This is a genomic window from Rhodoferax sp., assembly GCF_010365055.1.
In the GTDB taxonomy this organism is placed as follows: Bacteria; Pseudomonadota; Gammaproteobacteria; order Burkholderiales; family Burkholderiaceae_C; genus Rhodoferax.
This window is the reverse complement of record NZ_JAAFHA010000018.1, coordinates 30,371-54,231: the sequence shown is the minus strand read 5'-3', so window position 1 is coordinate 54,231 and position 23,861 is coordinate 30,371. Positions and strand designations below refer to the sequence as shown.

Sequence of the window (23,861 nt, the reverse complement as noted above, 5' to 3'; positions counted from 1 at the left end):
CCGAGCAGGATCCGAGCGAGCCGTCTGGATTGATCCGGCCGATGCCGGTATTGGGCCAGGTTTGCGGCGTCGGACGTCCCTTGTCATCAAGCTCAACGGTGCTGCCATGGCACTGCAGACAGCCAGCGTTGACGGCAGCGGGCCCGCCTATCACCTCGCCCAGCAGGTTGTCCAGCGAGGCCAGAATATTGCCGGCCTTGGCGTGGTGCGAACGCTGCTGTTGCGCCACTTCAGTCGCATGGCAATTGGCGCAGGTCATGGGGCTGACGACCACATGAATATAGGCGCCCTCATGCAGGAAGGCCCCTTTGTCGCCTTGCTTGGACTTGTGGCAGTCGTAGCAATCCACGTTCTTGGCCGCGTGGGTGCTCTTCTTCCACTCGCCATAGATGCCCGGGTCGTCTTCGGGCCCGTGGCAGCTGAGGCAGTTCTTGCCGATCGCCGCATCGGCGGGCGATTTTTTGTTCGTGGTGTCAACACGCACTGTCTTGCTCGCCCCCGGGGTGGCGGCAAATGCCGGCAGCGCCAACAGGCAGGCCAGTGCCACCCAGATTTGCGCTATCAATCGACCAATTCGCCTCATGGAGTTCTCCTTAAATGATTGTGAAGAAGTGTAAACCGGTGCCGCGGGTAGGAACTTAATGTGACTTAAGAAAAGACACGATTAATGGCCGCTGATCCATGAATCGCTTGGTCCTCGAAGGTGTGCCAGCACACAGACGGCCTGCCGGGCGCCCCGCATGATGAAAATTCGACGTCTCGCCGAATGCTGATCGACGAGAGCGACAAGGCGCAGACCATGATCAAGCGACCGCTGCGAAACGCGGCAGACACCGAATCAGTCCTGTTCCTTGTACCCCTGTCTATTTATTTAAGGTATTCCATGAAACTACTCCGACATTCGAAGCTGGCCCTGGGCGGTGTGTTGATTGCAGGCCTCGCGGCCTGTGGTGGTGGCGGCAGCGCCAGCACCGACAGCAGCGGCAGGTTGAGCCTGGCGCTGACCGACGCTCCGGCTTGCGGCTATGACGCCGTCAACGTGACCATCGAGAAGGTCCGGATCCACCAAAACGGCAACGCCAGCGACACCGACGGCGGTTGGTCTGAGATTGTGCTGAGCCCGGCCCTGCGCGTGGATTTGCTCAAGCTGCAAAACGGCGATCTGGCAGAACTCGGCGAGCTCACACTGCCGACCGGTAGCTACAACCAAATGCGGCTGGTGCTGGCAGACAACGCGGGCGCCAATGTGCTGGCCAATTCCGTGGTCCTCACCAGCGACCCGACCAAGGCCGAGCTCGCCCTCAAGACACCGAGTGGCCAGCAATCGGGCGTCAAGGCCAAGCAATTCAGCCTCACTATCGCCCCGAACCAGCTGGCCAATTTCGTGATCGACTTTGATGCCTGCAAATCGGTCGTGGTCGCCGGCAATTCGGGCCAATATCTGCTCAAGCCGCAGCTCAGCGTGCTTCCGCGCTACATCTCCGGCGTTACCGGCTTCGTGGATGCGGGCCTGGCCAACGGCTTCGCCAGCGTGTCATTGCAGCAGAACGGGGTAGTCATCAAGGCCACCGCTCCCAGCATCGATCCCGCCAATTTCGGCAAGTTCTTGCTGCCGGTCGCACCGGGCAACTACTCGCTGGTCTTGACGGCGCCCGGGCGCACCACGGCCGTCGTCACCAACGTGGTCGTGGCCGCGGACACCGTAACTTCGGTCAACACCTCTGGTGGCGCGCTGAACCCGGCGGTTTCCGATAGTGGAACCGTGACGGGCACCGCCCCGGTGGATACCTTGGTGCGCGTGCTGCAGCCACTGACGACTGGCCCCATCGAAGTCACGGGCCGCTTCGTTGACGGCGGCACGGGTCTCTACACCTACGCGCTGCCCGTGAACGCTCCGCTGGTGGCACCCTATGTGGCGGCACCGGGCGCCCTGGTGTTTGCTGCCGACGCCGCTGCAGCCGGCAAGTACACACTCAACGCCAGCTTGACCGGCTTTACCGACAAGACGACAGTACTCCCCACCTTGGCCGCGGATGCCACGGTCCAGACCAACCTCACATTCCCTTAACCCTTCGAAAGGTCAACAGTGAAAAATACGCAAATCAAAACGGGCCGCGCCTTGGCGCTCCTGCTCGCAGGCCTGCTGGCCACGGCAGGCGCCATGGCCGAGAAGCCGGAGTGGGCGGGTGGTGGCAAGCACGGCAAACCGCAGCAGAAACAGCAACAGCAGCAGAAACAGCCACGTCAGGAGAGCCCATCGCAGGTCAGCCCAGACCGGGCCAGCGGACACTTCCGCGATGACCAGCGCACAGCCGTGAGCAATTACTACGGCGAGCAGTACCGCGTGGGCCGTTGCCCGCCCGGACTGGCCAAGAAAAACAATGGCTGCATGCCGCCGGGGCAAGCGCGCAAATGGGCAGTGGGTCAGCCGATGCCGCGTGACGTGGTGACTTACAGTTTGCCGCCCGCCGTCATCGTCCAATTGGGCGTGGCACCGGCCGGGCACCGCTATGTGCGCGTGGCCTCCGACATTCTGCTGATTGCCATTGGCACCGGGCTGGTCGTCGACGCCATTCAGGACCTGGGGCGCTATTAGTCAAGCCATCAATGCGACTCGAAGCTCGCGAGCCGGTGCACGTCGAGAATGCGAATCTCGCGTTTGTCGATCTGAATCAGCCCCTGGGCTTCGAGTTCGTGCAACACGCGCGAAAAGTACTCGGGTGTCAGTGACAAGCGCGAGGCAATCGTGGCCTTGCTGGCCGGCAAACTGACGGTGATGCTGATGGGATTGCCGCTGCCGGCATCCGCCCCCTCGACGTCGCGCAGCAAGTAGCCAATGAGGCGCTGCATGCCGCTGTGCAGGGCGTAGCTCTCAACGTCCTGAATCAAGCTGTGCAGTCGGCGCGAAATGCCCGCCAGTAGGCGCAGCGAAAAGCGGGGGTCGCGCTCCACCTCAGCCAGCACCGCCTGTTTGCTCACACTGACCAACAGCGTGTCGCTCAGTGCCTGCGCATTCACGATGTGCGGTTGCCCCAGAAACACCAGCGCCTCGGCAAAACTGCGACCAGGGCCAATGATCTCAATCACCTTTTCCTGCCCGGAAGGGGACGCCACATAGAGCTTGATTTGCCCTGATGCGACGATGTGAAACGCCTCACAGGCCTCACCCACCCGAAAAAACATGTCGCCGCGCGCCAGGCGTTTTAACTGGCAACCTTGGGCGACACGTTCGCGCTCCAGCGGCGACAGCGCGCTAAAGAGCGGCAGCGCCGACAGCAGGCGCTGCATGTCGAAAGTTCCGGGATTCATTCTTATTGTCTATGATTAAAACAGCCTCTAGCCCTTTGGCTATATGTCTGAGCAGCTACTCTTTTTGATAAATAGCCGGCTAGACCTCTGAGGGAGAGGACTGGCGGCCTATCTTGTGTCTAGCGTGGCGCCAGCACCGCCATCGTGATGCGCGACAGGCAGCTCAGTTCGCCCGCATCGTTGTGCATGTCGATCTGCCAAACCTGGGTGGTGCGGCCAATGTGCACCGGGCGGGCGGTGCCGGTGACCCAGCCGCTGGTGACGCCCCGGATGTGGTTGGCGTTGATGTCGAGCCCGACAGCGAGTTGACCGTCCGGGCTGGCGTAGGCGGCGCCGCAAGAGCCCAGCGTTTCGGCCAGCACCACGCTGACGCCGCCGTGCAGCAGCCCGTACGGTTGCTTGGTGCGGTGGTCCACCGGCACGCGCGCCCGGATGAAATCGTCGCCGACCTCCAGAAATTCCATCCCCAGGTGGTCAACGGCGGTGTTGACGCTGATAGCGGTGAGTTCAGCCACCGAGATCGGTCGTTTCCAGATAGTCATCAAGGCTCCAATAAGACGAAGGGTCTAGACTATAAACAAAACAAGCCGCTGGCCCTTGTCAACCAGGCGTCATCAGCTATCTTTTTTGAAGTGCATGACTGCCTCAATCGGGCATCTTGTACTGTCCTTGCATCTTGCTGACGTGATCGCTCCAGACCTTGGCGTAGCGCACATCATCGGTCACCGGCTTCCTGATCATCTTCAGGCACTGCGCCATCTGGCCTTCGGTGCTGCTGGGTTTGGAGTACATCTGCAGGGCGAATTTGGAAAAGTCGCGCACCATGAAGTCGAAAATCTGGTCCAGCAATTCGGGCTCGACTTCGTAAATCTTCGCGTTTTCCAGCACCAGCTGGCCATACACCACCAGCGTGAACATCTCGCCCACGGTCAGCAGAAAGTCGATGTCTTTGGCCTGCGCCGGCGTGGGCGGCGCCAGCATCGCCATTTGCTTGAAGGTCTCGATCTGTTCCTTGAACACGCTGAGGTTGGGTGTATCGACGCTGTTGTAGGCGATGCGATAGTCATGGAACTTGATCTTGCCCAGGCCTTTGGTCGGGCCCTGATCGAACAGGAAGCTGTCGTTGCTGCCTTCGTCGCGGCGCGCCACCTCCGGGTACACAGCCGGGGCAAAGAAGTAGTTGGCCATGAACTTGATGATCAGCGCCATGTTCACATGCACCGTACCCTCCAATTTGGGCAGGCCGCGAATGTCGATGGCGGCCATTGCAAAATACATGTCCTTCTCGAAGCCCTTGGCGGCAATCACATCCCACAGCAGATTGATGACCTCTTCGCCTTGCGTCGTGACCTTCATTTTCTGGATCGGGTTGAACAGCAGATAGCGCCGGTCTTCATTGGACGCCGCTTTCATGTAATCGGCGGCGCGCAGCCCAAACAGCTTCATCGCCACCAGGCGCGCGTAGGCGTCGGTAAAGAGCTGGCGCACATGCGGAAAATCCGTCACCGTCATGTTGTACAGATGGCGGTTGCTGGCGTGGTCAAAAGCCTCATAAAACGCATGCGTGCAAATGCCGATCGAGGCCCAGCCGAGGTTGTATTTGCCGACGTTGACGGTGTTGAGCGCGGCGTTCCAGGCATCGTCGCCGTGGTGCAGGATGTCGTCTTCGCTCAAGGGGTACTCATGCAGCTGGTACTCGGCCACGTAGTTCTGGCTGTAGACCACGTTTTTCACCAGCTCGTACTGGGGGTGCTGCGAGTCGGCGACGAAGTAGATGTACTCGCCGGTATCCGCCATCTTGCCGAAGGTGCTGACCATGCGCGCCTTGTTGGCGTTGCCGATGTAGTACTTGCCGCCCGACGCCAGGTACGTACCGTCGTCCAGCTTGGTCACGATCATGTCCGACGAGTAGATGTCGGCGCCGTGCTCTTTCTCGGACAGGCCGAAGGCAAAAACCTCGCCTTGGTCAAGCAGGCGCTTCGCCTTGGCCTGCGCGACCTTGTTCTTGCTCATCCAGATGGGGCCGATGCCCAGCACCGAGACCTGGTAGGCGTACCAGTAGGGCAGGCCATAGAAGCCCAAGATTTCGGCAAAACCGCACACGCGCCAAGTGTCCCAGACCGCGTGCTCGCCGTCCTTGCCGTGCTCGGCGGGCGTCATCATGGAGGCAAAAATGCACTCTTCCTTGCAGAAGTTGAGGAAATCCTCGTACCAGACCGCGCCGTGAAAATCCGCTTTCAGCTTGGTCAGGCCGTTTTTCTCGAAGAAGGCGACGGTCTTCTCCATGATCTCGCGCGAGCGTTGATCGGGGTAATGGCGAACCAGATGGCGGGGATTGAGCAGCAGCATATGAAGCACCTTGGGTTGGTAAGAGGGTAGCTGGTCACTATACCGCTGACCTTTGCGATTGCCGGGCTGGCAATTAGAGGGCTGAGCCTTGTCAGGGCCGAGTTTGCGCTAGGTCAACTCCGGCGCAGGTGGTCACGGTCCCTGTACTTTTTTGGTGAATCTAAATGCGATACACTCTCATTTAGATTAATGCGCTTCTGATGCGAAATCTCCACTTTCTACAGGCTCCCTTCATGCTCTTGTCTCAACTTCCCAACGGTACGCACGCCGTGGTTCAGCGGGTCGTTCCGGCCAATGCCGACGTCGGCGAGGCCACGCTGCGGCGACTGGGGGAGCTGGGTTTTATCGCCGGCGAGCCGGTGCAGGTGCTGCGCCGTGGCCCGGGCGGGCGTGAGCCGCTGGCGGTACAGGTCGGCGAGACGCTGTTTGCCCTGCGTCTGCTCGAAGCCCAGTGCATTGAAGTGCAAACGCCAGACGGCGCCATCCTCTAAGGTCTCTATGTCCCCAACTTCCGGCGCCAACCCGTCACTTCCGATGCACTGCATTGCCTTGGTGGGCAACCCCAATTGCGGCAAGACCGCGCTCTTTAACCTGCTCACCGGTGCGCGCCAGCATGTCGCCAACTACGCCGGGGTCACGGTCGAGCGCAAGGTCGGCCTGGTCCATTTGCCGAACGGCCAGACGGTGTCGGTGGTGGATTTGCCGGGGGCCTACAGCCTGAGCGCCGCGACGCCCGACGAACAGGTGACGCTGGAGGTGATCGAGGGCCGCCGCGCGGGCGAAGACACGCCCGATGCGATTGTGGCGGTGGTCGATGCCACCAATTTGCGCATGAACCTGCGCCTGGTGCTGGAGCTCAAGCGCCTGGGACGGCCGCTGCTGGTGGCCGTCAATATGGCCGATGTGGCGCGCGCCCAGGGGCTCAAGCTCGACCTGGCGCGCCTCTCCAACGAGTTGGGGCTGCCGGTGGTGGAAACCGTGGCCGTCAAACACAATGGGCACGCGCAACTGCTGGCGCAACTGGAGCAACACCTGACGCAGCCCTGGCCCAGTGCGCCCGCCCTGCCCGCCGGCACAGCGCCGGCCAGTTCGGCAGATCTGCAGCGCGAAGTGCGCCGCATCCTGGCCGTGGTGGCGCCGCAGGCCCCGACCTTGGGGCGCTTTCAATACCGGCTCGATGCGGTCGTCATGCACCCGGTGTGGGGCCTGGTGGTGCTGGCGGCGGTGTTGTTCCTGATTTTTCAGGCCGTTTTTTCCTGGGCCAATTGGCCTATGGATGCGATCAAGGGCGCGATGGCGGCGGCAGGCAACTTGATTTTGAGCCACATGGATGCCGGCCCCCTGCGCAGCCTGCTGGTCGACGGCGTGGTGGCCGGCGTCGGCGGCGTGCTGGTGTTCATGCCGCAGATTCTGATTTTGTTTTTCTTTATCCTGCTGCTGGAAGACTCGGGCTACCTGCCGCGCGCGGCCTTCTTGCTGGACAACCTGATGGGCAAAGTGGGCCTGTCCGGACGCGCCTTCATTCCGCTCTTGTCCAGCTTTGCCTGCGCCATTCCCGGCATCATGGCCACGCGCACCATCGCCAACTGGAAAGACCGCCTCGCCACCATCATGGTGGCGCCGCTCATGACCTGCTCGGCGCGCTTGCCGGTCTATGCCTTGCTGATTGGCGCTTTTGTGCCGGAGCGCCGGCTCGGTGGGCTGAGTTTGCGCGGCCTGACCCTGTTTGCGCTCTATGTGGCGGGTGTGGTGTCGGCGATGGCGGTGGCTTGGGTCTTCAAGCGGGTCTGGATGAAAAGCGCGTACCAGCCGCTGATGCTGGAGTTGCCGCCCTACCGCCGACCCAGCCTGCGCAACCTGGCGCAAGGTTTGTGGGAGCGCGCCCATATCTTCTTGCGGCGTGTCGGCGGCATCATTTTTGCCTTGATGGTGGTGCTGTGGTTTTTGTCCACCTACCCGGCGCCACCGCTGGGCTGGGACGCGAGCCAGGGTCCCGCCATTCAACACAGCTTTGCCGGCATGCTGGGCCATGCGTTGCAAACGGTGTTTGCACCCATCGGCTTCAACTGGCAAATTTCGATCGCGCTGGTGCCTGGCATGGCCGCGCGTGAAGTAGTGGTGGGTGCCTTGGGCACGGTGTATGCCTTGTCGGGGGCGGACGCCTCGGTCGCCGATGCCTTGTCGCCGGTGATTGCGCACGGCTGGTCGCTGGCCACGGCCTATGCGATGCTGGCCTGGTTTGTGTTTGCGCCGCAGTGCCTGTCGACGCTGGCCGTAGTGCGGCGCGAGACCAACTCCTGGCGCTATCCGCTGATCATGCTCACCTACCTGTTTGTGCTGGCCTACGCGGCGGCCTTTGTGACCTATCGCGTCGCTCTGTGGTTGGGTGCTTAGGCGATGGGGCTGCAATCCTTGATCGTGTGGCTGCTGGTCGCTGGCAGTTTTGTCTATGCGGCCTGGTCCCTGCTGCCGCAAGCGGCGCGCCGCATCCTGGCGCAGGGCTTGCTGCGCTGGCCCCTGCCGCGCGCCCTCGCCCAATTCTTGCGGCAGGCGGCGCGGGCGCAAGCGGGCTGCAACTGCAGCGCTTGTGACCATGCGCCAGCCAACGTCAGGAAGGCGGGCAAGCCGGGTCCGGCGGACGCAGCGCCAGCGCAGCCACTGGTTTTTCACCCGCGCAAGCGGTCCTGAAAGGGGGAGTGAAAACTCGCGCAGGGTGGCCCGCAAACGGCTGACCTGCACATTGCAGGGGAGCCCAATGTCTCGGTCTCGCAGCTCAGAAGTTGTTCGGTAAGGGATGGAAATCCCCATCCAATGCCGCTGTCCTGGTCTCCGAAAACAAGGACTCCTGGAATTCGACATTTTTCAGGTGATGCTCATCGAGCGCCAGCCGTTCAAGCTCATCCGCAGTGATGGGCATCGAGAAAAGATAGCCCTGCAGTTCGTTGCATCCCATGCTGACCAGCCATTCACATTGACCGACGGTCTCCACGCCCTCGGCCACGACACGCAAATTGAGCGCGGTTGCCATGTTGATGATGGATCTGGCGATCGATCGGGCGTCTTCGCTCTGCTCGAGGTCAGTGACAAAGGCGCGGTCAATTTTCAACTCGGCAGCGGGAAGCCGGCGCAATGACGCCAAACTCGAATAACCGGTGCCGAAATCGTCGATGGACACGTGGAAGCCGGCCTCGCGCATCCTGTCGAAGGTGAGCTGCGTGACCTTGGTGTCCTCCATGGCAACAGACTCGGTAATCTCGCAGGTGAACCGTCCCGGCTTGATGTTGTTGCGCAGCAAGGCCGCCTCAATGCGGTCAACCAGGTCATCCTCGCGCATCTGGTAGCCCGAGATGTTGACCGCCACACGCATGTGCAAACCCCGTTCACGCCATCGCGCGGCCTTGCGGCAGGCCTCTTCAATCACCCAATTGCCGATGGCGCCGATCAAGCCATATCGCTCCGCCAGCGGAATGAAAACCACCGGGCTCACCAATCCGCGTTCCGGATGGTGCCAGCGCAGCAGGGCCTCCGCCGCCGTCACTTTCAGGCTGATCGCGTCAATCTTGGGTTGGAAGTAAAGCTCAAGCTGACCCAGCTCCAGCGCGCTGCGCAGATCATTGACCAAAATGGCTTGCTCGCGCACGTCCGCACCCATCTTGAGGTCGTATTGGCAGAAGTCGCCCCCGCCATTGAGCCTGACGCTTCGCATCGCCAGGGCCGCGTGCCCCAGCAGCATGGCGCGCGACCCATGTGCCGGATACATGGCGATGCCGATCGAGCAAGTCAACGGCGTCTGGATCAAATCAAAGGCAAAACGTCCGGCAAAAACGTCGCTCACGCGGTCTGCCGCTGCTCGGCCGACGACCATCTCGCCCTTCACGATGAGGGCAAATTCACCGGCCGCAAGACTGCAGACTTCAGTGTCTGCGCAGGTGAACGCAGCCAGCCGGCTTGACACGTCCTTGAGCAGGCCGTCGCCAAATTCGTGACCAAAGGCGTCGTTGAGCATGAAAAAATTGTCCAGTGAGACGTACAGGACACAGAGTGCCCCGCCACTGCCGTCCACTTTTTGAACCCACTGGTCCAGGATGGCGTCGAAGCCAGGACGGGTCAGCAGGCCCGTTACCTTGTCGCGCGCCAATTGGGCGGACAGCTGCTTCGATACCCGTTCCAGTTCCACAGCCAGAACCAAGCTGCGCCGGAGTTCACGAAAATACATGCCCAACATGACGATGGTCAGCAACAAGCTCAGCGCCAGAAGGCCAAGCCAGGCGCCCGTGTGATCAGAAAGGAGGCTTGCGCTCATTGAGTGCGAACTGCCGGTGGAAACAAGTAGAACCAAGGGGGCGACATATTTTCCGTTCAGGTATCCATGTGTTGACAGGCCACCGATCAGAGCCAGGGGAATTCAGGACTCCTGTGCCCGGGAGCCTGATGAATGATTCTAATGGTGTGATGTGCCTGAGCGACGCGCGATCTAGGCGCAACGTTGCGGGGGCGGGACCGGCCAAGCCTGGCACCATGCGCCGATATCCTGAATTCGATGGCCCGCCCTCTGGGCCGGCGGCTTGCCTCGTCCCAAAAAAATCTCCCAATCGGCATCACCACCCGCAGCAGGTGCTGCGCCCTTGGCCATTACTTTGGGTGACGCCGTTCGGTTTGTTTGTATTCCCCGACCGCAGTTTGACGGGATCGCACGGCCACCGCGGCAGCCAAACCTTGATGACTGTCATCGGCGCCAAGTTTGAACACTGCCACCGTGTCCACCAGTTCTTGCGCCTGCGATTTGAGGCTGGAAGCAGCGGCCGCCATCTCTTCCACCAGTGCGGCGTTTTGCTGCGTGGCCTGGTCCATCTGCGTCACGGCCTCGCCCACTTGCGCCACCCCCTGGCTTTGCTCGTTGCTCGCGGCGCTGATTTCGCCCATCAGGTCGGTCACGCGTTTGATCGAGCTCACCACCTCGGTCATGGTCACGCCGGCCTGATCGACCAGGGCGGTGCCCTGCTCGACCCGCTCGACGCTGGTGTTGATCAGGGTCTTGATTTCTTTCGCCGCATCGGCCGAGCGTCCGGCCAGCGAGCGCACTTCGGAGGCCACCACGGCAAAGCCGCGTCCCTGCTCGCCCGCTCGGGCCGCTTCGACTGCGGCGTTCAAGGCCAGGATGTTGGTCTGGAACGCAATGCCGTCAATGACGCTGATGATGTCCGCAATCTTTCGGGAGGCGTCGTTGATACCTTTCATGGTCTCTACCACTTGACCGACGACGTTGCCGCCCTTGATCGCCACGCTGGAGGCACTTTGCGCCAGCTGGTTGGCCTGTTTGGCGTTGTCGGCGTTTTGCTTGACGGTGGAGCTGAGTTCTTCCATGGAGGCGGCGGTCTCTTCCAGCGCGCTGGCCTGCTGTTCGGTTCGGGCCGAGAGGTCGTGGTTGCCCTGGGCGATCTCCCCTGAGGCGGTGGCGACGCCCTCGGAGCCCTGGCGCACTGCACTGACCATGGCCATGAGCGCACGATCCGCTTGTTCAAGGTTCTTCATCAGGTCTGCGAATTCGTCGCGACTGGTCGCCGACTGTACTTTCCCCAGCTCTCCGACCGCAATGTTACGCACGGCTTGGCCTGCGCACTGCATGCCCCGCTTGATGCCAAGGTACATGCCGACATACAGATAGATCGACACCAGGACGCTGAGCCCTAGCATGGCCGCAATCAGATTGCGATTAAGCGCCGCAGAGGCTGAACGCTGCGCCAGTAGCTCGTCCAGCACTGCGCGGTTCTGATCCACAAGAGCCCAGGCCGCGTCAATGGTCGCTTTGGCGGCCTCAGCGGCTTGTTCCTGGTTCACGGTGAGCGCGTCGCTGGTGGTGAAATTTTTGCGGATGAAGGCCAGGTACTCCTTGGAACTTGTTTTCAGATCGGCGAAGTTCTTGCTCAGGCGTTTTTCAACTTCGGGGTTGGCCTTCATCGACTGCGACAGCATATTCTCGACGTTGCCAAAGGTGTCGTTAAGCCGTGCATCGGTCACCTCGTAGAAGACCTTGTCGTTCGGCGCAATCGTGCCGCGAGCGATGTTCAGGGTGGAATAAGCCGCGATGCGCACGGTAATGCCGGCGGTGCTCGGCGTGTTGTTCGCCAGCGGGTAACCCAGGTAGAACAAGTCCAAGTCGGATTCGAGCGCCATGCCCGAGCGGTCGCCCATGTCGCGCATGAAGGCATACAAGCGTCCGTACTCGGAGCCGTGGGCCGCGAATGCCTTTTTAGCAAAGTCGCCGTCCACCGGCAGAGCCTCCACTTTTTTCTGCAGTTCCATCCAACCATCGCGCAGTCCTTTGGCTTCCTTGCTCAGATCAAAGAAGGGCTTGACACGCGCGACCTCGGCCTCGATCTCCCCGAGCTTGCGGTCCACCACCGAAGCCTGCTGCTTGAAGCGCTGGCGCACGGTCTCGTCGCCGGGTGCGGCGGTGATGGCAATGCGGCGGCTCTCGATCAGCACCTTGTTCCACTCCACCAGATGCGCCATCAGCGACACGGCGGCGCGCTCCGAATCCAGCGTACTCACACGCTGGTGCAGCGTGGTGACCTGAAGAAAGCCCATGTACAGGAGTAAGGCAAATACCACAAATCCCGCAAGCGCGAATTTGAGACTGAAACGCAGCCTCCCCATCAGGGCCACGGCGGGAGAAAAGAAGGAGTTCATAGCGTGTCTGTCCGTTGTCTTAGTGTGCGCTTTGGGAGACCAGCCCCATCTCGGCGCTGGTCATGAGTTTTTCGATATCGAGCAGGATCAACATGCGCTCGCCCACCGAGCCGATGGCCAGCAGATGGTCGCTGCTGACGGCCGAGGAGAACTCAGGCACCGGGCGCAGTTGCTCGGGCGCCAGGGTGATCACGTCCGAGACGCCATCGACCACCATGCCCACGACCTGGGTGCCGATGGTGAGCACGATCACCACCGTGAAACTGTCGTAGTTGACCTGCTCCAGGTTGAACTTCATGCGCAAATCCAGGATCGGGACGATCACGCCACGCAGGTTGATCACGCCTTTAACGAAGGCCGGTGCATTGGCCATGCGCGTAGGCTCTTCGTAGGAGCGGATTTCCTGCACGCGCAGGATGTCGATGCCGTATTCCTCAGTGCCCAGCTTGAAGGCCAGGAACTCGCGGATATGGGTGGGCACTGCCGTGGGCTGCGATGGCTTCAGAGAACCTGCTGACGGTGTCGTGGTCTGTGTGTTCATGTCAATCCTTGTGTCCATGATCAGAACGATTCCCAATCTTCGGACGCACCGGCTTTGGCCGTGACCACTTTGGCGGGCCTGGGTGCACTTAACGCTGCGGGCTTGGCGCCACCGTGAATTTTTGCTTTGGGTGCAACTGGCGCACTGAGGCGCTTGCTGGCGACAACCGGGGCCGGTGCGGTGTAAGCCAGGCTGCCGCTGGCGGATGTGTCGTTGCGTGACAGTTTGAACACCGCCACCGTACCCACCAGCTCCTGCGCCTGCGATTTAAGGCTGCTTGCTGCTGCCGCCATCTCTTCCACCAGCGCGGCGTTCTGCTGTGTGACCTGGTCCATTTGCGTGACCGCCTCGCCCACTTGCGCCACGCCCTGGCTTTGTTCGCTGCTCGCCGCACTGATCTCGCCCATCAGGTCGGTCACGCGTTTGATGGAGCTCACCACTTCGGTCATGGTCACGCCGGCCTGATCGACCAGGGCGGTGCCTTGTTCGACCCGCTCCACGCTGGTGTTGATCAGGGTCTTGATTTCCTTGGCTGCGTCGGCACTTCGGCCAGCCAGGCTGCGCACTTCAGAGGCCACCACGGCAAAGCCGCGTCCCTGCTCGCCCGCTCTGGCCGCCTCCACTGCCGCATTCAAAGCCAAAATATTGGTCTGGAACGCAATGCCGTCGATGACGCTGATGATGTCCGCTATCTTTCGGGAGGCGTCGTTGATGCCTTTCATGGTGTCCACCACCTGCGTCACCACTTCGCCGCCCTTGATCGCCACGGTCGAGGCGCTCTGCGCGAGCTGGTTGGCCTGTCTGGCGTTGTCGGCGTTTTGCTTGACGGTGGAGCTGAGCTCTTCCATGGAGGCGGCGGTCTCCTCCAGGGCGCTGGCCTGCTGTTCAGTGCGGGCCGAGAGGTCGTGGTTGCCCTGGGCGATTTCGGCAGAGGCGGTGGATACGCTCTCGGAGCCCGTACGCACATGGGAGACAACCTTGGTCAGGTTGGTTTGCATGGCTGACAGGGACTGCAGCAGCTGCGCCACTTCGTCTTTGCCGTCGACATGGATGGCGCGGGTGAGGTCGCCCTGGGCCACGGCATCGGAGACCTCCATCGCATGCGCCAGTGAGCGCGAGATACCGCGAATCAGGGCCATGCCAAACAGGATGGCAAACAGCACGCCGGCGATGATGGAGCCGATCGATACGATGCGGATGGTGGCGTAGCGGGCCACGGCCGCGTCGTATTCCGCCTTGGCTATATCAACCTGCATTTCCATCAGGTTGTCCAAATTGTCCCGCACATTGTCATACAGCTTCCGGACTTGCTCCATCGCAAGACCTTTCGCGCCTTCAAGGTCATTGGCGCGCAGGGCAGCCACGGCGGGCAGCAGCCCTTCCTGGACAAACTTGCTCCGGGCCTCGGCAAACGCCTTGGCCAGCTTCGCTTCGTCAGGGGTCAGTGTGGTGGCCATGTAGGCATCCCAGGTCTTGCCGACCTTGGCGATGTTGGATTCCACTTCGGCACTGTACTTGACAATGGTCTCCGGGGTCGGGTCAAGCAAGGTATTGGCGATGACGAGCCGGTTGCGCTGCAGAAGGAATTGGATCTCGGCGATCTGCTGCATGGGAACCGTGCGGTCTTCGTACACGGTCTGCAAAGCCGCGTTGGATTGGCTGGTGCCAAACAACCCCACGCTGCCAATGGCAATCAACAAGGCCGACAAGATGCCGACCAGGATAACGAGACGGGTGGAGATTTTGAGCTGATTCATAGTGGTTCGTTACTTAATGTGTTGCCGCATGACCAGCCCCCTCTTGGCGCGGGTCATGCGGGTGAGCTCTTCATAGGAGCGGATTCCCTGCGCACGCAAGACGTCAAGGCCGCATTCATCACTGCGCTGCTTGAACGCCAGACGTTCGCTGATGGTGGTGGGCGCTGTGCTTCCTCCCTCTTTCTTAGGCTAGCTTGAACACGGCTACCGTGCCCACCAGGTCCTGCGCCTGCGATTTGAGGCTGGAAGCAGCGGCCGCCATCTCTTCCACCAATGCCGCATTTTGCTGCGTGGCCTGGTCCATCTGCGTCACGGCCTCGCCCACCTGCGACACGCCCTGGCTCTGCTCGGAACTGGCGGCACTGATTTCGCCCATGATGTCGGTGACGCGGCGGATGCTGCTCACGACCTCGGTCATGGTCACGCCGGCCTGGTCGACCAGGGCGGTGCCTTGCTCGACGCGCTCCACGCTGGTGTTGATCAGGGTCTTTATTTCTTTCGCCGCATCGGCCGAGCGTCCGGCCAGGGAGCGCACTTCGGAGGCCACCACCGCAAAGCCGCGTCCCTGCTCGCCGGCACGGGCCGCTTCCACTGCGGCGTTCAGGGCCAGAATATTGGTCTGGAACGCAATGCCGTCGATGACGCTGATGATGTCCGAAATCTTTCGGGAGGCGTCGTTGATACCTCTCATGGTCTCTACCACCTGGCCCACGACATTGCCGCCCTTGATCGCCACGGTCGAGGCGCTCTGCGCGAGCTGGTTGGCCTGTCTGGCGTTGTCGGCGTTTTGCTTGACGGTGGCGCTGAGCTCTTCCATGGAAGCGGCGGTTTCTTCCAGGGCGCTGGCCTGCTGTTCGGTGCGGGCCGAGAGGTCGTGGTTGCCTTGGGCGATCTCGGCGCTGGCGGTGGCGACGCCTTCGGAGCCCTGGCGCACAGAGCCGACCACCTCGGTCAACGACGCTTGCATTTGACGCATGACACCCATCAGGCTGTCAGGATTGCCCACGTTCACGATGTCTGATGCCAGATCGCCTTGTGAAATTTGCGACAACGCCTCGCGTGCGTCGGCGGGGTCCCCGCCAAGCTCCTTGCGCATCGTCCTGAGCATCAGGACATTCAGGCCGATGGCCGTCAATACTGCGATCAGGGCAAGGCCGATGGAAAGCGTTATGGCCGTGTCGGTTTTCTCGTTGACCCGTTGGTAGGCCTCCTTCGCCCCGTCCACCGCTGCTTGCTTCTGTTGAAGGAGTTCGCCCCTCAATTTGCGCCACGCTGGCGTTTCATCGCTGTTGAGCAGGGCAATGGCGTCACCGTTGGCGGCAGCCAGTGCCAGCACTTCTTTCTGAGCTTTGGCATGGACGGCCCGCAGCGCTGGCAACTGGGCGAACGCGGCTTCAAATTGACTGCCTTTGGCGCTCTCTTGTGTCTGCACGAATGCTTTCTCAAAGTCGCCTTGGGCCGCCTTGAGGTTGTCGAACGCCTTGGGATTGCTGGGGTTGAGGATCACGTTGCGCAAGGACTGGCCCATCTGCAGTCCCTGGGCGTACATCTCCGACAGCCCGCGTTCGACCGCCTGTTCGGATTTGATGTAGGCGTCAAAGTCGCTGCGCGTATTGATCAGGGAGCCTATGCTGCTGGCCAACCCGATGACGAACAGAACAGCAGGAATGGCCGCAAAGCTAACAATTTTTGAGTTGAATTTCACGGTTTTCTTTCAGAATATCTTCTTGGTGTTGGTCACGGCGCCGACAGGGCTTTGTGTCACCGGCAGCAGGCTGCCTACGGCGTTTCCGCCATCAGCCCCATCTCGGCGCTGGTCATGAGCTTTTCGATGTCCAGCAGGATCAGCATGCGCTTGCCCACAGAGCCGATGGCCAGCAAATGGTCGCTGTTCACAGCGGTGGAGAGTTCCGGCACCGGGCGCAGTTGGTCGGCGGTCAGCGAAATCACATCGGAGACGCCGTCGACCACCATGCCCACCACCCGCGCACCAATGTCGAGAACGATCACCACCGTGAAACTGTCGTACCTGACCTGTTCCAGATTGAACTTCATGCGCAGGTCCAGGATGGGCACGATCACGCCGCGCAGATTGATCACCCCTTTGACGAACGCGGGCGCATTGGCCATGCGGGTAGGCGGCTCGTAGGAGCGGATTTCCTGCACGCGCAGGATGTCGATGCCGTACTCTTCGCTCCCGAGCTTGAAGGCCAGGAACTCGCGGATGGAGGTGACGGCCCCGCCCATGGATGCGCTGCCGGACGCAGCTGCTGGCGAGCCGGCTGGCGCGGATGGTGGGTTATTCATAGGTCTTGCTCTTCCTAGGTAGGGATCGTTGAACTCAATGCAGCTTGTTTCCGCACCACATCAAGCAGGTCTTCAAATTCGGTGGATTTGTCAAAAAACCAGTCCGCGCCAGCCCCCAGAGACTTCTTGCGATTGAACTCGTTCACATCATTGGTGAACATGGCAATCTGCATCCCGGGTGCCAGTTGCTTCAGGGTGCGGATACTTTGGATGGCATTGCCATCAGGCAAATGAACGTCCAGAATGAGCAGCGTAGCCAATCCGCGTCGCACGCTTTCCAGCGCCTGGGCCAGCGTGGCGGCCGTGTGGACGGCGATGCTCTGGATAGGTTCGAGCAAGCTCGCCAGCGAGGCGCGGATCAGCTCCGAATCATCAACAATCAGCACTTTCAATGTCATGGACTGATCATGCCCAGACCGGCCTGCCAGCACCATCGGGCAATGCCGATTTTCTTGTCAGAAACGCAGGCGTCGGGGTAGGGGGCGCCCTACCCTTGACAGGGCGAAGCGGCGGGGAGCGTTAGCCCAGAAGACCGTGTTGCATGGCATAGCGCATCAGGTCCGCCATGCTGGAGGTGTTCAGCTTCTCCATCAGGCGAACCTTGTGGGTGCTGACGGTTTTGTTGCTGATGGCGAGCTGCGTGGCAATTTCATTCACGCCCTTGCCGGTGGTGAGCAGGCGAAGCACTTCGAGCTCCCGCTCGGACAGCAGGCTGTGGGGCGGGCGCTGCGCCGTGGAGGTCGCATCGAACACCATTTTTTCGGCCAGGTCGGGATCGATGTACTTGCCTTTGGCCGCGACCTTGCGGATGGCCGCCAGCAGTATGTCGGGCTCACAGTCTTTGGTGATGTAGCCGGCGGCACCCGCCTTGAGCATGCGCGCGGCCACCTGCGGCTCGTTGTGCATGCTGAGCACGAGAATGGGCAAATCCGCTTTGTGTGCCTTGACGCGCGCGATCAAATCGGCCCCGCTGATGCCGGGCATGTTCAGGTCCAGCAGCAGGAGATCGAAAGGGTCAAGGCGCAGGCGCTCCAGCACTTCACTGCCGTTGACGGCCTCACCCACCACTTCAAAATCCGGCACCAGTGCAAAAATCTGCTTCAAGCCACCGCGCACGATGGCATGATCATCGGCGATGACCAGTCGTATCATGAATTGCTCCTTGCCGTGTTGAGGTCGATGGGGATCGTCAGGCCGATGACTGTGCCGTGGCCAGGGGCGCTGGCAATGTCCACCCGACCGCCCAGTGCCAGCGCGCGTTCGCGCATGCCAAGCAGGCCAAAGGACTTTTTCCGGGTCGCCGCGGCCAGATCAAAGCCCCGCCCGTTGTCCCGCACTTGCACCCACAGTTCATTGCCACGGCGACCGAGATGGATGTCGACCTGGCTGGCCTGGGCGTAACGGGTGATGTTGGTGAGCGATTCCTGCACGATGCGAAATATCACCACAGCCCGTGTTTCGTCCAGGTCAATGATCTCTTCCCGTGCCAGCAGGGCGCAGGGTATGGCGGTGCGCTCGGTGAAGTCACTGCACAACCACTCAATGGCAGAAATCAGGCCCATGTCCAGGGCCGCCGGTCGCAAATTCCCGGCCACATTGCGCACGCCCTGGATGGCCCGGTCGACCAGGCCTTTCATGCCCTGGACCCTGTCCATCAAGGCCGGATCCTGTGACCCGGATTTCATGCCCAGCAAAGACAGGTCCATGCGCAGCGCCGTCAGCACCTGTCCCAGCTCGTCATGGACTTCGCGCGCTATGTGCTTTCGCTCGCCCTCACGCCTGGTCTCGTTTTGCGCCGCCAGTTCACGTAAACGTTCACGTGATGTGTCAAGGTCGCGGTGCAGTTTGTACATGGCCGTCTGGGCATCCTTGCGCTCGGTGATGTCTTGCGTAATGCCCACGGCACGCAGCACAGTGCCGTCCGCAGCAAACTCGAGCTCAGCCTTTTGACGGATCCATCGGACCGCATTGCCCGCCATGATGCGGTACTCCTGATCAAAGGGGTCGCCTTGAAGAGCCGCCTGCCAGGCCCGGTCCACCGCACGGCGGTCTTTCGCATGGGTGTGCGCCAGATAGGCGTTTGGACTTCCGGCAGTGCCTTCGGGCAGCGCAAAGATGCGGCAGGTCTCGGGGGACAAGCGCATCGTGTCGGTGGCGAGGTCGTAAACCCAACTGCCAACACTGGCAACCGATTGCGCACGGTTCAGCTCTGCTTTGCTCGCCTGCAGGTCGCGCGAGTGGCGGGCGAGGTCGCTGCTGATCTGATCCAGTTCCTTGAGACGCTTTTGATAGACGTGTACGAGAAAGATGATGATCAGCGTTGCCAGGACGACCAGGCTCACCTGCACCACGCCGTACAGCGCTGGCGGACTGGGCGGCGAATACGGCAGCAAACCCCATGACTCGGACATGACCAAGCCGATGATCGCCGCCACGGTCAGAGCAGCCATGACGATCGCCGAACGCTGGCTGATCAGCCAGCCAGACATCAAAATCATGAGCGGATAGGCGGCGATGAGCGGTGCCCGCACGCCGCCATTGAAGACAGATGCCCCGGTGATAATGATCCATACCCCAATTGCCAGCACATTGATGGCGGCCTGCATCCGCCGGCGTGACAGGAGGTACCAAGCCGTCACCGCGACCAGCGCAAGCAGCACCGCCCCCACAAGGCGTGCGGGCTGATCCGGCGCGACGACACGGGCAAGGATCAGGAAAGTGACTGCGCCGACCAGATTGGCGGCAATGGCGTACTTCAAAAAAGTCCGCGACGGCTCCCATGAAATCGGGCTGTCGACATCGTCAGGGAGGCGCGCGGCAGGCTCGTCTTTCGTCTTCACTAGGGGTTCCATTTTCGGTCCAGGGTCGACATCCGTGAACCGGCGTCCTACCAATAATTCATGATAGTTCATCTGGCGAATGAGACGAAGTCTTCTTCAGCTGAACTTCAGCGTTCGAGCAGAATCATTGCCGAGTTTGGATAAAACGGGCCTCTAGCCCTGTTAGCGCGATGGCTTTGCCAAAGGTGCAAATGCCTTTGGAAATTGCAACAAATGGTCGGCTTGGCAACTTGAAGTACTGTTTGAGATCGTTACTCGCAAGGTAAAGAATTGGCTGGTCAGGGAATAATGCTAAAGGCGTGTTTTGTTGGCTGGTGGCGTCTCTTGCGGCAATCTTGAGAAGTTATCTCGTCGAACCAGCGCCATTGCCGGCTGGAGCGTCGTGGCGCTGTTGCGGAACCTGGTATCGCCGATCGTATTCTGATCAATAAATCGGTTATCTCAGCCTGGCTCAGATCAACTGGGCATAGATCGCGCGAATGTCGTTCTTGTTCATCGGACGCGGGTTGTTGTCGAGCAGGCGAGTCACTTTCGCAGCGCCATCGACCAGTGTATCCAGGTTGGCTGCAGTGATGTTCCAGCGCTTGAGATCCGCCGGGATCGCCATATCGCGGTTGAGCGCAAAAAGGCTATCGATCATGGCATGCGCTGCAGATTCCGCAGTCAGCGACAAAACATCCAGTCCCATGGCCATGGCAATGTCACGGAATTTGTCGGCATTGCCGACCATGTTGAAGCGCATCACGTAAGGAAGAAGAATCGCGTTCGAAATGCCATGCGCGATGCGGTATTTGCCGCCCAGAGGATACGCCAAGGCATGAACGGCGGTGGTACTGGACGTCGCAATGCACATGCCGCCATACAGAGCACCGAGCATCATGTCGTGGCGCGCAACGAGATCGTTGCCGTTGGTAAACGCCCGGCGGATGCTGCGTGAGATCAGGGTAATGGCCTTGAGTGCGAACAACTCGCTGAACGGATTGCCTTTCTTCGAGGTATAGCATTCGATGGCGTGCGTAAGCGCATCCATGCCGGTTGAGGCGGTAATTGCAGGCGGCAGACCCACGGTCATCTTCGGATCGAGGATGACGCAGTCGGGCATTAGTTTGGCGCTGACGATACCGATTTTGAGTTCATCCTCCGGCACCAGCAGGATACTGTTCGGCGTCGCCTCCGAGCCCGTACCTGCCGTCGTCGGAATCATCAATGTGGGAATGCCACGGCGGACAATTGGCGCCTTGTTGAGCAGATCCCGCAGGGAAACATCATTATTGAGCAGCACTGCGACGATCTTGGCCACATCCATCGCGCTGCCGCCTCCGATGCCGATAACCAGCTCGTACGACTGCTGCCTCGCCGCATTGAGAATGGCCTGAACCTGGCCAACATCGGGCTCAGGCGGCGTGTTGTCAAGAACCGTCACCGTCACGCCCGCTTTTTCCAGCACGGCCTTCGGGTGGTCGATCAAACCGGCACGCGCAACGCCCTGGTCACTGATGATCAGTACCCGGCTGACGGAAAAATCGGCTACCACCTCGGCGATGGATTCAATGCTGCCCGGCCCGGCGATGATGCGAGCAGGGCATAAAAGTGAATAAAGGCTCATGAAAAATCGTCTCCAGTGAAAGAAAGACCGAAAAAGAGCCAAGCGAAAATACTAAATAGTCAGTAAAAATGATTTTTTTGATCATTTTATCATGCCTATAATGATCGAATCAGTCATTAATATCAACTGCTACACTGCGAGATAAATAGCCATGAGAATGCTGATCATCGCAGATGACCTGTCGGGCGCCGCAGATTGTGCTGCCGGCTGTGTGCAATCGGGTTTGCGCACCATGGTGCAACTCGACAAGGAGGCCGATACCCGAGGCTTTGACGTAGTCGCGTTCGACACCGACAGCCGGCGCCTGCCGGCTGCTGAGGCAGCAACACTGCATCGCGAACTGTTGCAGAAGTTGCTGCAACAGCGTCCGCCGATGCTCTACAAGAAGATTGACTCGACCTTGCGCGGATCCTTCGCGCAAGAGCTTTTCGCTACGCAACAACTGGCGGGAACGCCGATCCTGGCCCCGTCGTTTCCAGCCATGGGACGCACCATGGTCGATGGGCAGTTGTTGGTGAAAGGCGTCGCGCTGCCGGAGACAGAAGTCTGGAAAAACGAGAAGCGTAGCGGCCCCTCCACTCTTCCGGCCATGCTGGAGGCCGCCGGCTTCAAGCCTGTACTTATTCCCTTGGCGACCGTGCGCGGCGACAGCGCGGTGTTGCGTGTCACAATCGAGAAGCAAATTGGCGTAGCACAGCGCGCCATTGTCTGCGACGCCGAATCGGAAAACGATCTGGAATGCATTGCCAAGGCCACGGTATCCTTTTCACATCGCTGCCAACTGGTCGGTTCCGGCGGCTTGATGCGTCACCTGCCAAAAGCCCACGGCTGGTCGGCACCACTTGGCGCGTCGCAAGACAGAATAACGGAATCTGGCGCCCCGGTATTGGCGCTTGTCGGAAGTGTTTCGAGCGCTTCGATGCAGCAGTGTCGGCATCTCGCGGAAACGGCAAAGACACCAGCCTGGACGATCGATCCGGCGCTGTTGCGCGCCGGATCCGCCCATCCCCAATGGCTGGCCACCCAGCAGCGCATCGTCGATTCACTGACGAAAAAAAAGGACCTGGTTCTCACCATCGGCGGCGAATTCCCCGATCTGCGAGAGGGACCGGTGCTTGCCGCATCGCTGGCCCGACTTGTTTCCCCTGCCTTTGCTCTGGTCGGCGGACTGATCCTCACCGGAGGTGAAACGGCGCGCGCCCTGATGTCCGAATGGGGCATCCATGCGCTCGAACTGATCGGCGAACTGGAGGCCGGCATACCGCTGTCTTACGCCATTGGCAGCCGGCGCATTCCGGTCATCACCAAGGCCGGCGCCTTCGGCGGCGAAGACTGTCTGTCGCGAGCCCTGCAATTACTGAAATCCAATGATTAACACCGAAAAAGAGAATCCAAGAATGCCTTACCGTCCAATCATCGGCATCACCATGGGCGACGCGGCGGGCGTCGGTTCCGAAATCATCATGAAAAGCTTGGCGCAGCAGAGCGTTTATGAATTCTGCCGTCCGCTGGTCATTGGCGATGCGTCGCGTCTGAAGCTGGCTGCCACGCTGATCGGCGGTAAACCGCCCGCCGTGCGCACCATTGAAGCCCCCGAGCAGGCGCACTATGAGTTTGGCACGGTCGATTGCATCGACCTTGGACTTGTTCCGCCCGACCTGCCATTCGGTGAATTGTCGCCGATTGCCGGCAACGCGGCATTTCATTACATCGAACGCGCAGTCAAGCTGGCCAGCCAGGAACAGATCGATGCAATCTGTACGGCGCCCTTGAACAAGGAAGCTTTGCATGCCGGCGGACACAAGTTTCCAGGGCACACGGAAATGCTGGCCTTCCTGACCGGCACACCCGAGGTGTCGATGATGCTTGTCGCCCACCAATTGCGCGTGATTCACGTCACGACTCACATTGGTCTGCTTGATGCCATTGCCCGCATTGAACCCGGGTTGGTGGCGCGCACGATCGAGCGTGCCGACCTGACGCTCAAGCGGGCCGGCATAGCAGCGCCTCGCATCGGCGTCTGCGGCATCAACCCGCATGCCGGGGAAGGCGGCCTCTTCGGCCGGGGTGAAGAAGCTGAAAAGATACTTCCTGCGATCACTCTCTGTCGCGCCCGCGGCATCGACGTCGAAGGGCCTTTGCCCGCGGATACCTTGTTCTTTCGCGCCGGCCGTGGGGACTTTGACGTGGTCGTTGCCATGTATCACGATCAGGGACACGGTCCGGTAAAGGTACTGGGCGTCGAACACGGCGTGAATATTACGGTGGGACTGCCCGTGATCCGCACTTCCGTGGACCACGGAACGGCTTTTGATATTGCGGGGAAAGGCATCGTTGATGAACGCAGCATGCTCGAAGCGCTACGACAAGGAGCCGTCCTAGCCACAGTGCGCAGGCATTGACCAGGAGCGAACCGGGCGGAAGCGAAGTACTTTGATACTTAATAGGTAACGCATTTTAAT

General features: G+C 60.6%; 21 protein-coding genes. 7 read left to right on the top strand and 14 right to left on the bottom strand.

Features of this window, described 5'->3' with window-relative positions; translation table 11 throughout:
- Positions 1 to 583: multiheme c-type cytochrome (locus GZ093_RS06760; RefSeq protein WP_296483849.1), on the bottom strand; the 583-nt coding region annotated here is incomplete at its 3' end.
- A gap of 300 nt (positions 584 to 883) precedes the next feature.
- Here GZ093_RS06760 and GZ093_RS06755 point away from each other — a divergent pair.
- Together GZ093_RS06755 and GZ093_RS06750 are read left to right on the top strand one after the other, a co-directional pair.
- Positions 884 to 2,068 (top strand): DUF4382 domain-containing protein, encoded by a 1,185-nt coding sequence (locus GZ093_RS06755; protein ID WP_296483846.1) that lies wholly within the window; start codon positions 884 to 886, stop codon positions 2,066 to 2,068.
- Between the two features lie 18 nt (positions 2,069 to 2,086).
- On the top strand, positions 2,087 to 2,596 hold the full coding sequence (locus GZ093_RS06750) for a hypothetical protein (RefSeq protein WP_296483843.1): 510 nt from the start codon (positions 2,087 to 2,089) through the stop codon (positions 2,594 to 2,596).
- An 8-nt stretch (positions 2,597 to 2,604) separates the two neighbouring features.
- Here the strand turns inward: GZ093_RS06750 and GZ093_RS06745 are convergent, their stop codons facing one another.
- The 3 genes from GZ093_RS06745 to GZ093_RS06735 form a co-directional block, all read right to left on the bottom strand.
- Positions 2,605 to 3,309, bottom strand: a complete 705-nt coding sequence (locus GZ093_RS06745; protein WP_296483840.1) for a Crp/Fnr family transcriptional regulator — start codon at positions 3,307 to 3,309, stop codon at positions 2,605 to 2,607.
- A gap of 119 nt (positions 3,310 to 3,428) precedes the next feature.
- Positions 3,429 to 3,851 (bottom strand): hotdog fold thioesterase, encoded by a 423-nt coding sequence (locus GZ093_RS06740; RefSeq protein WP_296483838.1) that lies wholly within the window; start codon positions 3,849 to 3,851, stop codon positions 3,429 to 3,431.
- Between the two features lie 103 nt (positions 3,852 to 3,954).
- The gene (locus GZ093_RS06735; RefSeq protein WP_296483836.1) at positions 3,955 to 5,658 is read right to left on the bottom strand and encodes an acyl-CoA dehydrogenase family protein; all 1,704 of its coding nucleotides are present in this window, start codon (positions 5,656 to 5,658) and stop codon (positions 3,955 to 3,957) included.
- 233 nt (positions 5,659 to 5,891) lie between these two features.
- Between GZ093_RS06735 and GZ093_RS06730 the strand changes: the two genes are divergently transcribed.
- The 3 genes from GZ093_RS06730 to GZ093_RS06720 are packed head-to-tail and all read left to right on the top strand — an operon-like array spanning position 5,892 to position 8,346.
- Positions 5,892 to 6,149, top strand: a complete 258-nt coding sequence (locus GZ093_RS06730; protein ID WP_296483834.1) for a FeoA family protein — start codon at positions 5,892 to 5,894, stop codon at positions 6,147 to 6,149.
- Positions 6,150 to 6,156: 7 nt separating this feature from the next.
- A complete protein-coding gene (locus GZ093_RS06725) occupies positions 6,157 to 8,052 on the top strand; it encodes a ferrous iron transporter B (protein WP_296483831.1) in 1,896 nt (631 codons plus the stop codon).
- Positions 8,053 to 8,055: 3 nt separating this feature from the next.
- Positions 8,056 to 8,346, top strand: coding sequence for a hypothetical protein (locus GZ093_RS06720; RefSeq protein WP_296483828.1), 291 nt, complete (start codon positions 8,056 to 8,058; stop codon positions 8,344 to 8,346).
- Between the two features lie 85 nt (positions 8,347 to 8,431).
- Here GZ093_RS06720 and GZ093_RS06715 read toward each other — a convergent pair whose 3' ends face one another.
- The 10 genes from GZ093_RS06715 to GZ093_RS06670 all read right to left on the bottom strand — a co-directional run bounded on the left by GZ093_RS06715 (position 8,432) and on the right by GZ093_RS06670 (position 21,441).
- Positions 8,432 to 9,961, bottom strand: a complete 1,530-nt coding sequence (locus tag GZ093_RS06715) for a bifunctional diguanylate cyclase/phosphodiesterase (protein WP_296483826.1) — start codon at positions 9,959 to 9,961, stop codon at positions 8,432 to 8,434.
- 329 nt (positions 9,962 to 10,290) lie between these two features.
- Positions 10,291 to 12,348, bottom strand: a complete 2,058-nt coding sequence (locus GZ093_RS06710; RefSeq protein ID WP_296483824.1) for a methyl-accepting chemotaxis protein — start codon at positions 12,346 to 12,348, stop codon at positions 10,291 to 10,293.
- Between the two features lie 19 nt (positions 12,349 to 12,367).
- The gene (locus GZ093_RS06705) at positions 12,368 to 12,889 is read right to left on the bottom strand and encodes a chemotaxis protein CheW (protein WP_296483861.1); all 522 of its coding nucleotides are present in this window, start codon (positions 12,887 to 12,889) and stop codon (positions 12,368 to 12,370) included.
- A gap of 20 nt (positions 12,890 to 12,909) precedes the next feature.
- Positions 12,910 to 14,646, bottom strand: coding sequence for a methyl-accepting chemotaxis protein (locus GZ093_RS06700; protein ID WP_296483823.1), 1,737 nt, complete (start codon positions 14,644 to 14,646; stop codon positions 12,910 to 12,912).
- A gap of 184 nt (positions 14,647 to 14,830) precedes the next feature.
- Positions 14,831 to 16,351, bottom strand: coding sequence for a methyl-accepting chemotaxis protein (locus GZ093_RS06695; protein WP_296483820.1), 1,521 nt, complete (start codon positions 16,349 to 16,351; stop codon positions 14,831 to 14,833).
- Between the two features lie 74 nt (positions 16,352 to 16,425).
- Positions 16,426 to 16,893, bottom strand: coding sequence for a chemotaxis protein CheW (locus GZ093_RS06690; protein WP_296483858.1), 468 nt, complete (start codon positions 16,891 to 16,893; stop codon positions 16,426 to 16,428).
- Positions 16,894 to 16,967: 74 nt separating this feature from the next.
- Positions 16,968 to 17,351 (bottom strand): response regulator transcription factor, encoded by a 384-nt coding sequence (locus GZ093_RS06685; protein WP_296483815.1) that lies wholly within the window; start codon positions 17,349 to 17,351, stop codon positions 16,968 to 16,970.
- A gap of 121 nt (positions 17,352 to 17,472) precedes the next feature.
- Positions 17,473 to 18,105 (bottom strand): response regulator transcription factor, encoded by a 633-nt coding sequence (locus GZ093_RS06680; RefSeq protein ID WP_296483813.1) that lies wholly within the window; start codon positions 18,103 to 18,105, stop codon positions 17,473 to 17,475.
- Positions 18,102 to 19,805 (bottom strand): histidine kinase, encoded by a 1,704-nt coding sequence (locus tag GZ093_RS06675; RefSeq protein WP_296483810.1) that lies wholly within the window; start codon positions 19,803 to 19,805, stop codon positions 18,102 to 18,104. The genes GZ093_RS06680 and GZ093_RS06675 overlap by 4 nt, the downstream gene beginning before the upstream one ends.
- Positions 19,806 to 20,244: 439 nt before the next feature.
- Entirely contained in the window at positions 20,245 to 21,441 is a 1,197-nt protein-coding gene (locus GZ093_RS06670; protein ID WP_296483807.1) for an iron-containing alcohol dehydrogenase, read from the bottom strand.
- Positions 21,442 to 21,550: 109 nt separating this feature from the next.
- Between GZ093_RS06670 and GZ093_RS06665 the strand changes: the two genes are divergently transcribed.
- Positions 21,551 to 22,774, top strand: a complete 1,224-nt coding sequence (locus tag GZ093_RS06665) for a four-carbon acid sugar kinase family protein (RefSeq protein WP_296483805.1) — start codon at positions 21,551 to 21,553, stop codon at positions 22,772 to 22,774.
- Positions 22,767 to 23,801, top strand: a complete 1,035-nt coding sequence (gene pdxA, locus GZ093_RS06660) for a 4-hydroxythreonine-4-phosphate dehydrogenase PdxA (RefSeq protein WP_296483802.1) — start codon at positions 22,767 to 22,769, stop codon at positions 23,799 to 23,801. Before GZ093_RS06665 ends, pdxA begins: the two co-directional genes overlap by 8 nt.
- The last annotated feature ends 60 nt before the right edge of the window (positions 23,802 to 23,861 follow it).

Coding starts and splice junctions, on each gene's coding strand:
- GZ093_RS06745 (WP_296483840.1), bottom strand. CDS start 3,309: ATGAATCCCGGAACTTTCGACATGCAGCGCCTGCTGTCGGCGCTGCCG.
- GZ093_RS06705 (WP_296483861.1), bottom strand. CDS start 12,889: ATGAACACACAGACCACGACACCGTCAGCAGGTTCTCTGAAGCCATCG.
- GZ093_RS06725 (WP_296483831.1), top strand. CDS start 6,157: ATGTCCCCAACTTCCGGCGCCAACCCGTCACTTCCGATGCACTGCATT.
- GZ093_RS06680 (WP_296483813.1), bottom strand. CDS start 18,105: ATGATACGACTGGTCATCGCCGATGATCATGCCATCGTGCGCGGTGGC.
- GZ093_RS06735 (WP_296483836.1), bottom strand. CDS start 5,658: ATGCTGCTGCTCAATCCCCGCCATCTGGTTCGCCATTACCCCGATCAA.
- GZ093_RS06685 (WP_296483815.1), bottom strand. CDS start 17,351: ATGACATTGAAAGTGCTGATTGTTGATGATTCGGAGCTGATCCGCGCC.
- GZ093_RS06755 (WP_296483846.1), top strand. CDS start 884: ATGAAACTACTCCGACATTCGAAGCTGGCCCTGGGCGGTGTGTTGATT.
- GZ093_RS06740 (WP_296483838.1), bottom strand. CDS start 3,851: ATGACTATCTGGAAACGACCGATCTCGGTGGCTGAACTCACCGCTATC.
- GZ093_RS06710 (WP_296483824.1), bottom strand. CDS start 12,348: ATGAACTCCTTCTTTTCTCCCGCCGTGGCCCTGATGGGGAGGCTGCGT.
- GZ093_RS06720 (WP_296483828.1), top strand. CDS start 8,056: ATGGGGCTGCAATCCTTGATCGTGTGGCTGCTGGTCGCTGGCAGTTTT.
- GZ093_RS06665 (WP_296483805.1), top strand. CDS start 21,551: ATGAGAATGCTGATCATCGCAGATGACCTGTCGGGCGCCGCAGATTGT.
- GZ093_RS06730 (WP_296483834.1), top strand. CDS start 5,892: ATGCTCTTGTCTCAACTTCCCAACGGTACGCACGCCGTGGTTCAGCGG.
- GZ093_RS06675 (WP_296483810.1), bottom strand. CDS start 19,805: ATGGAACCCCTAGTGAAGACGAAAGACGAGCCTGCCGCGCGCCTCCCT.
- GZ093_RS06700 (WP_296483823.1), bottom strand. CDS start 14,646: ATGAATCAGCTCAAAATCTCCACCCGTCTCGTTATCCTGGTCGGCATC.
- pdxA (WP_296483802.1), top strand. CDS start 22,767: ATGATTAACACCGAAAAAGAGAATCCAAGAATGCCTTACCGTCCAATC.
- GZ093_RS06715 (WP_296483826.1), bottom strand. CDS start 9,961: ATGAGCGCAAGCCTCCTTTCTGATCACACGGGCGCCTGGCTTGGCCTT.
- GZ093_RS06690 (WP_296483858.1), bottom strand. CDS start 16,893: ATGGGCGGGGCCGTCACCTCCATCCGCGAGTTCCTGGCCTTCAAGCTC.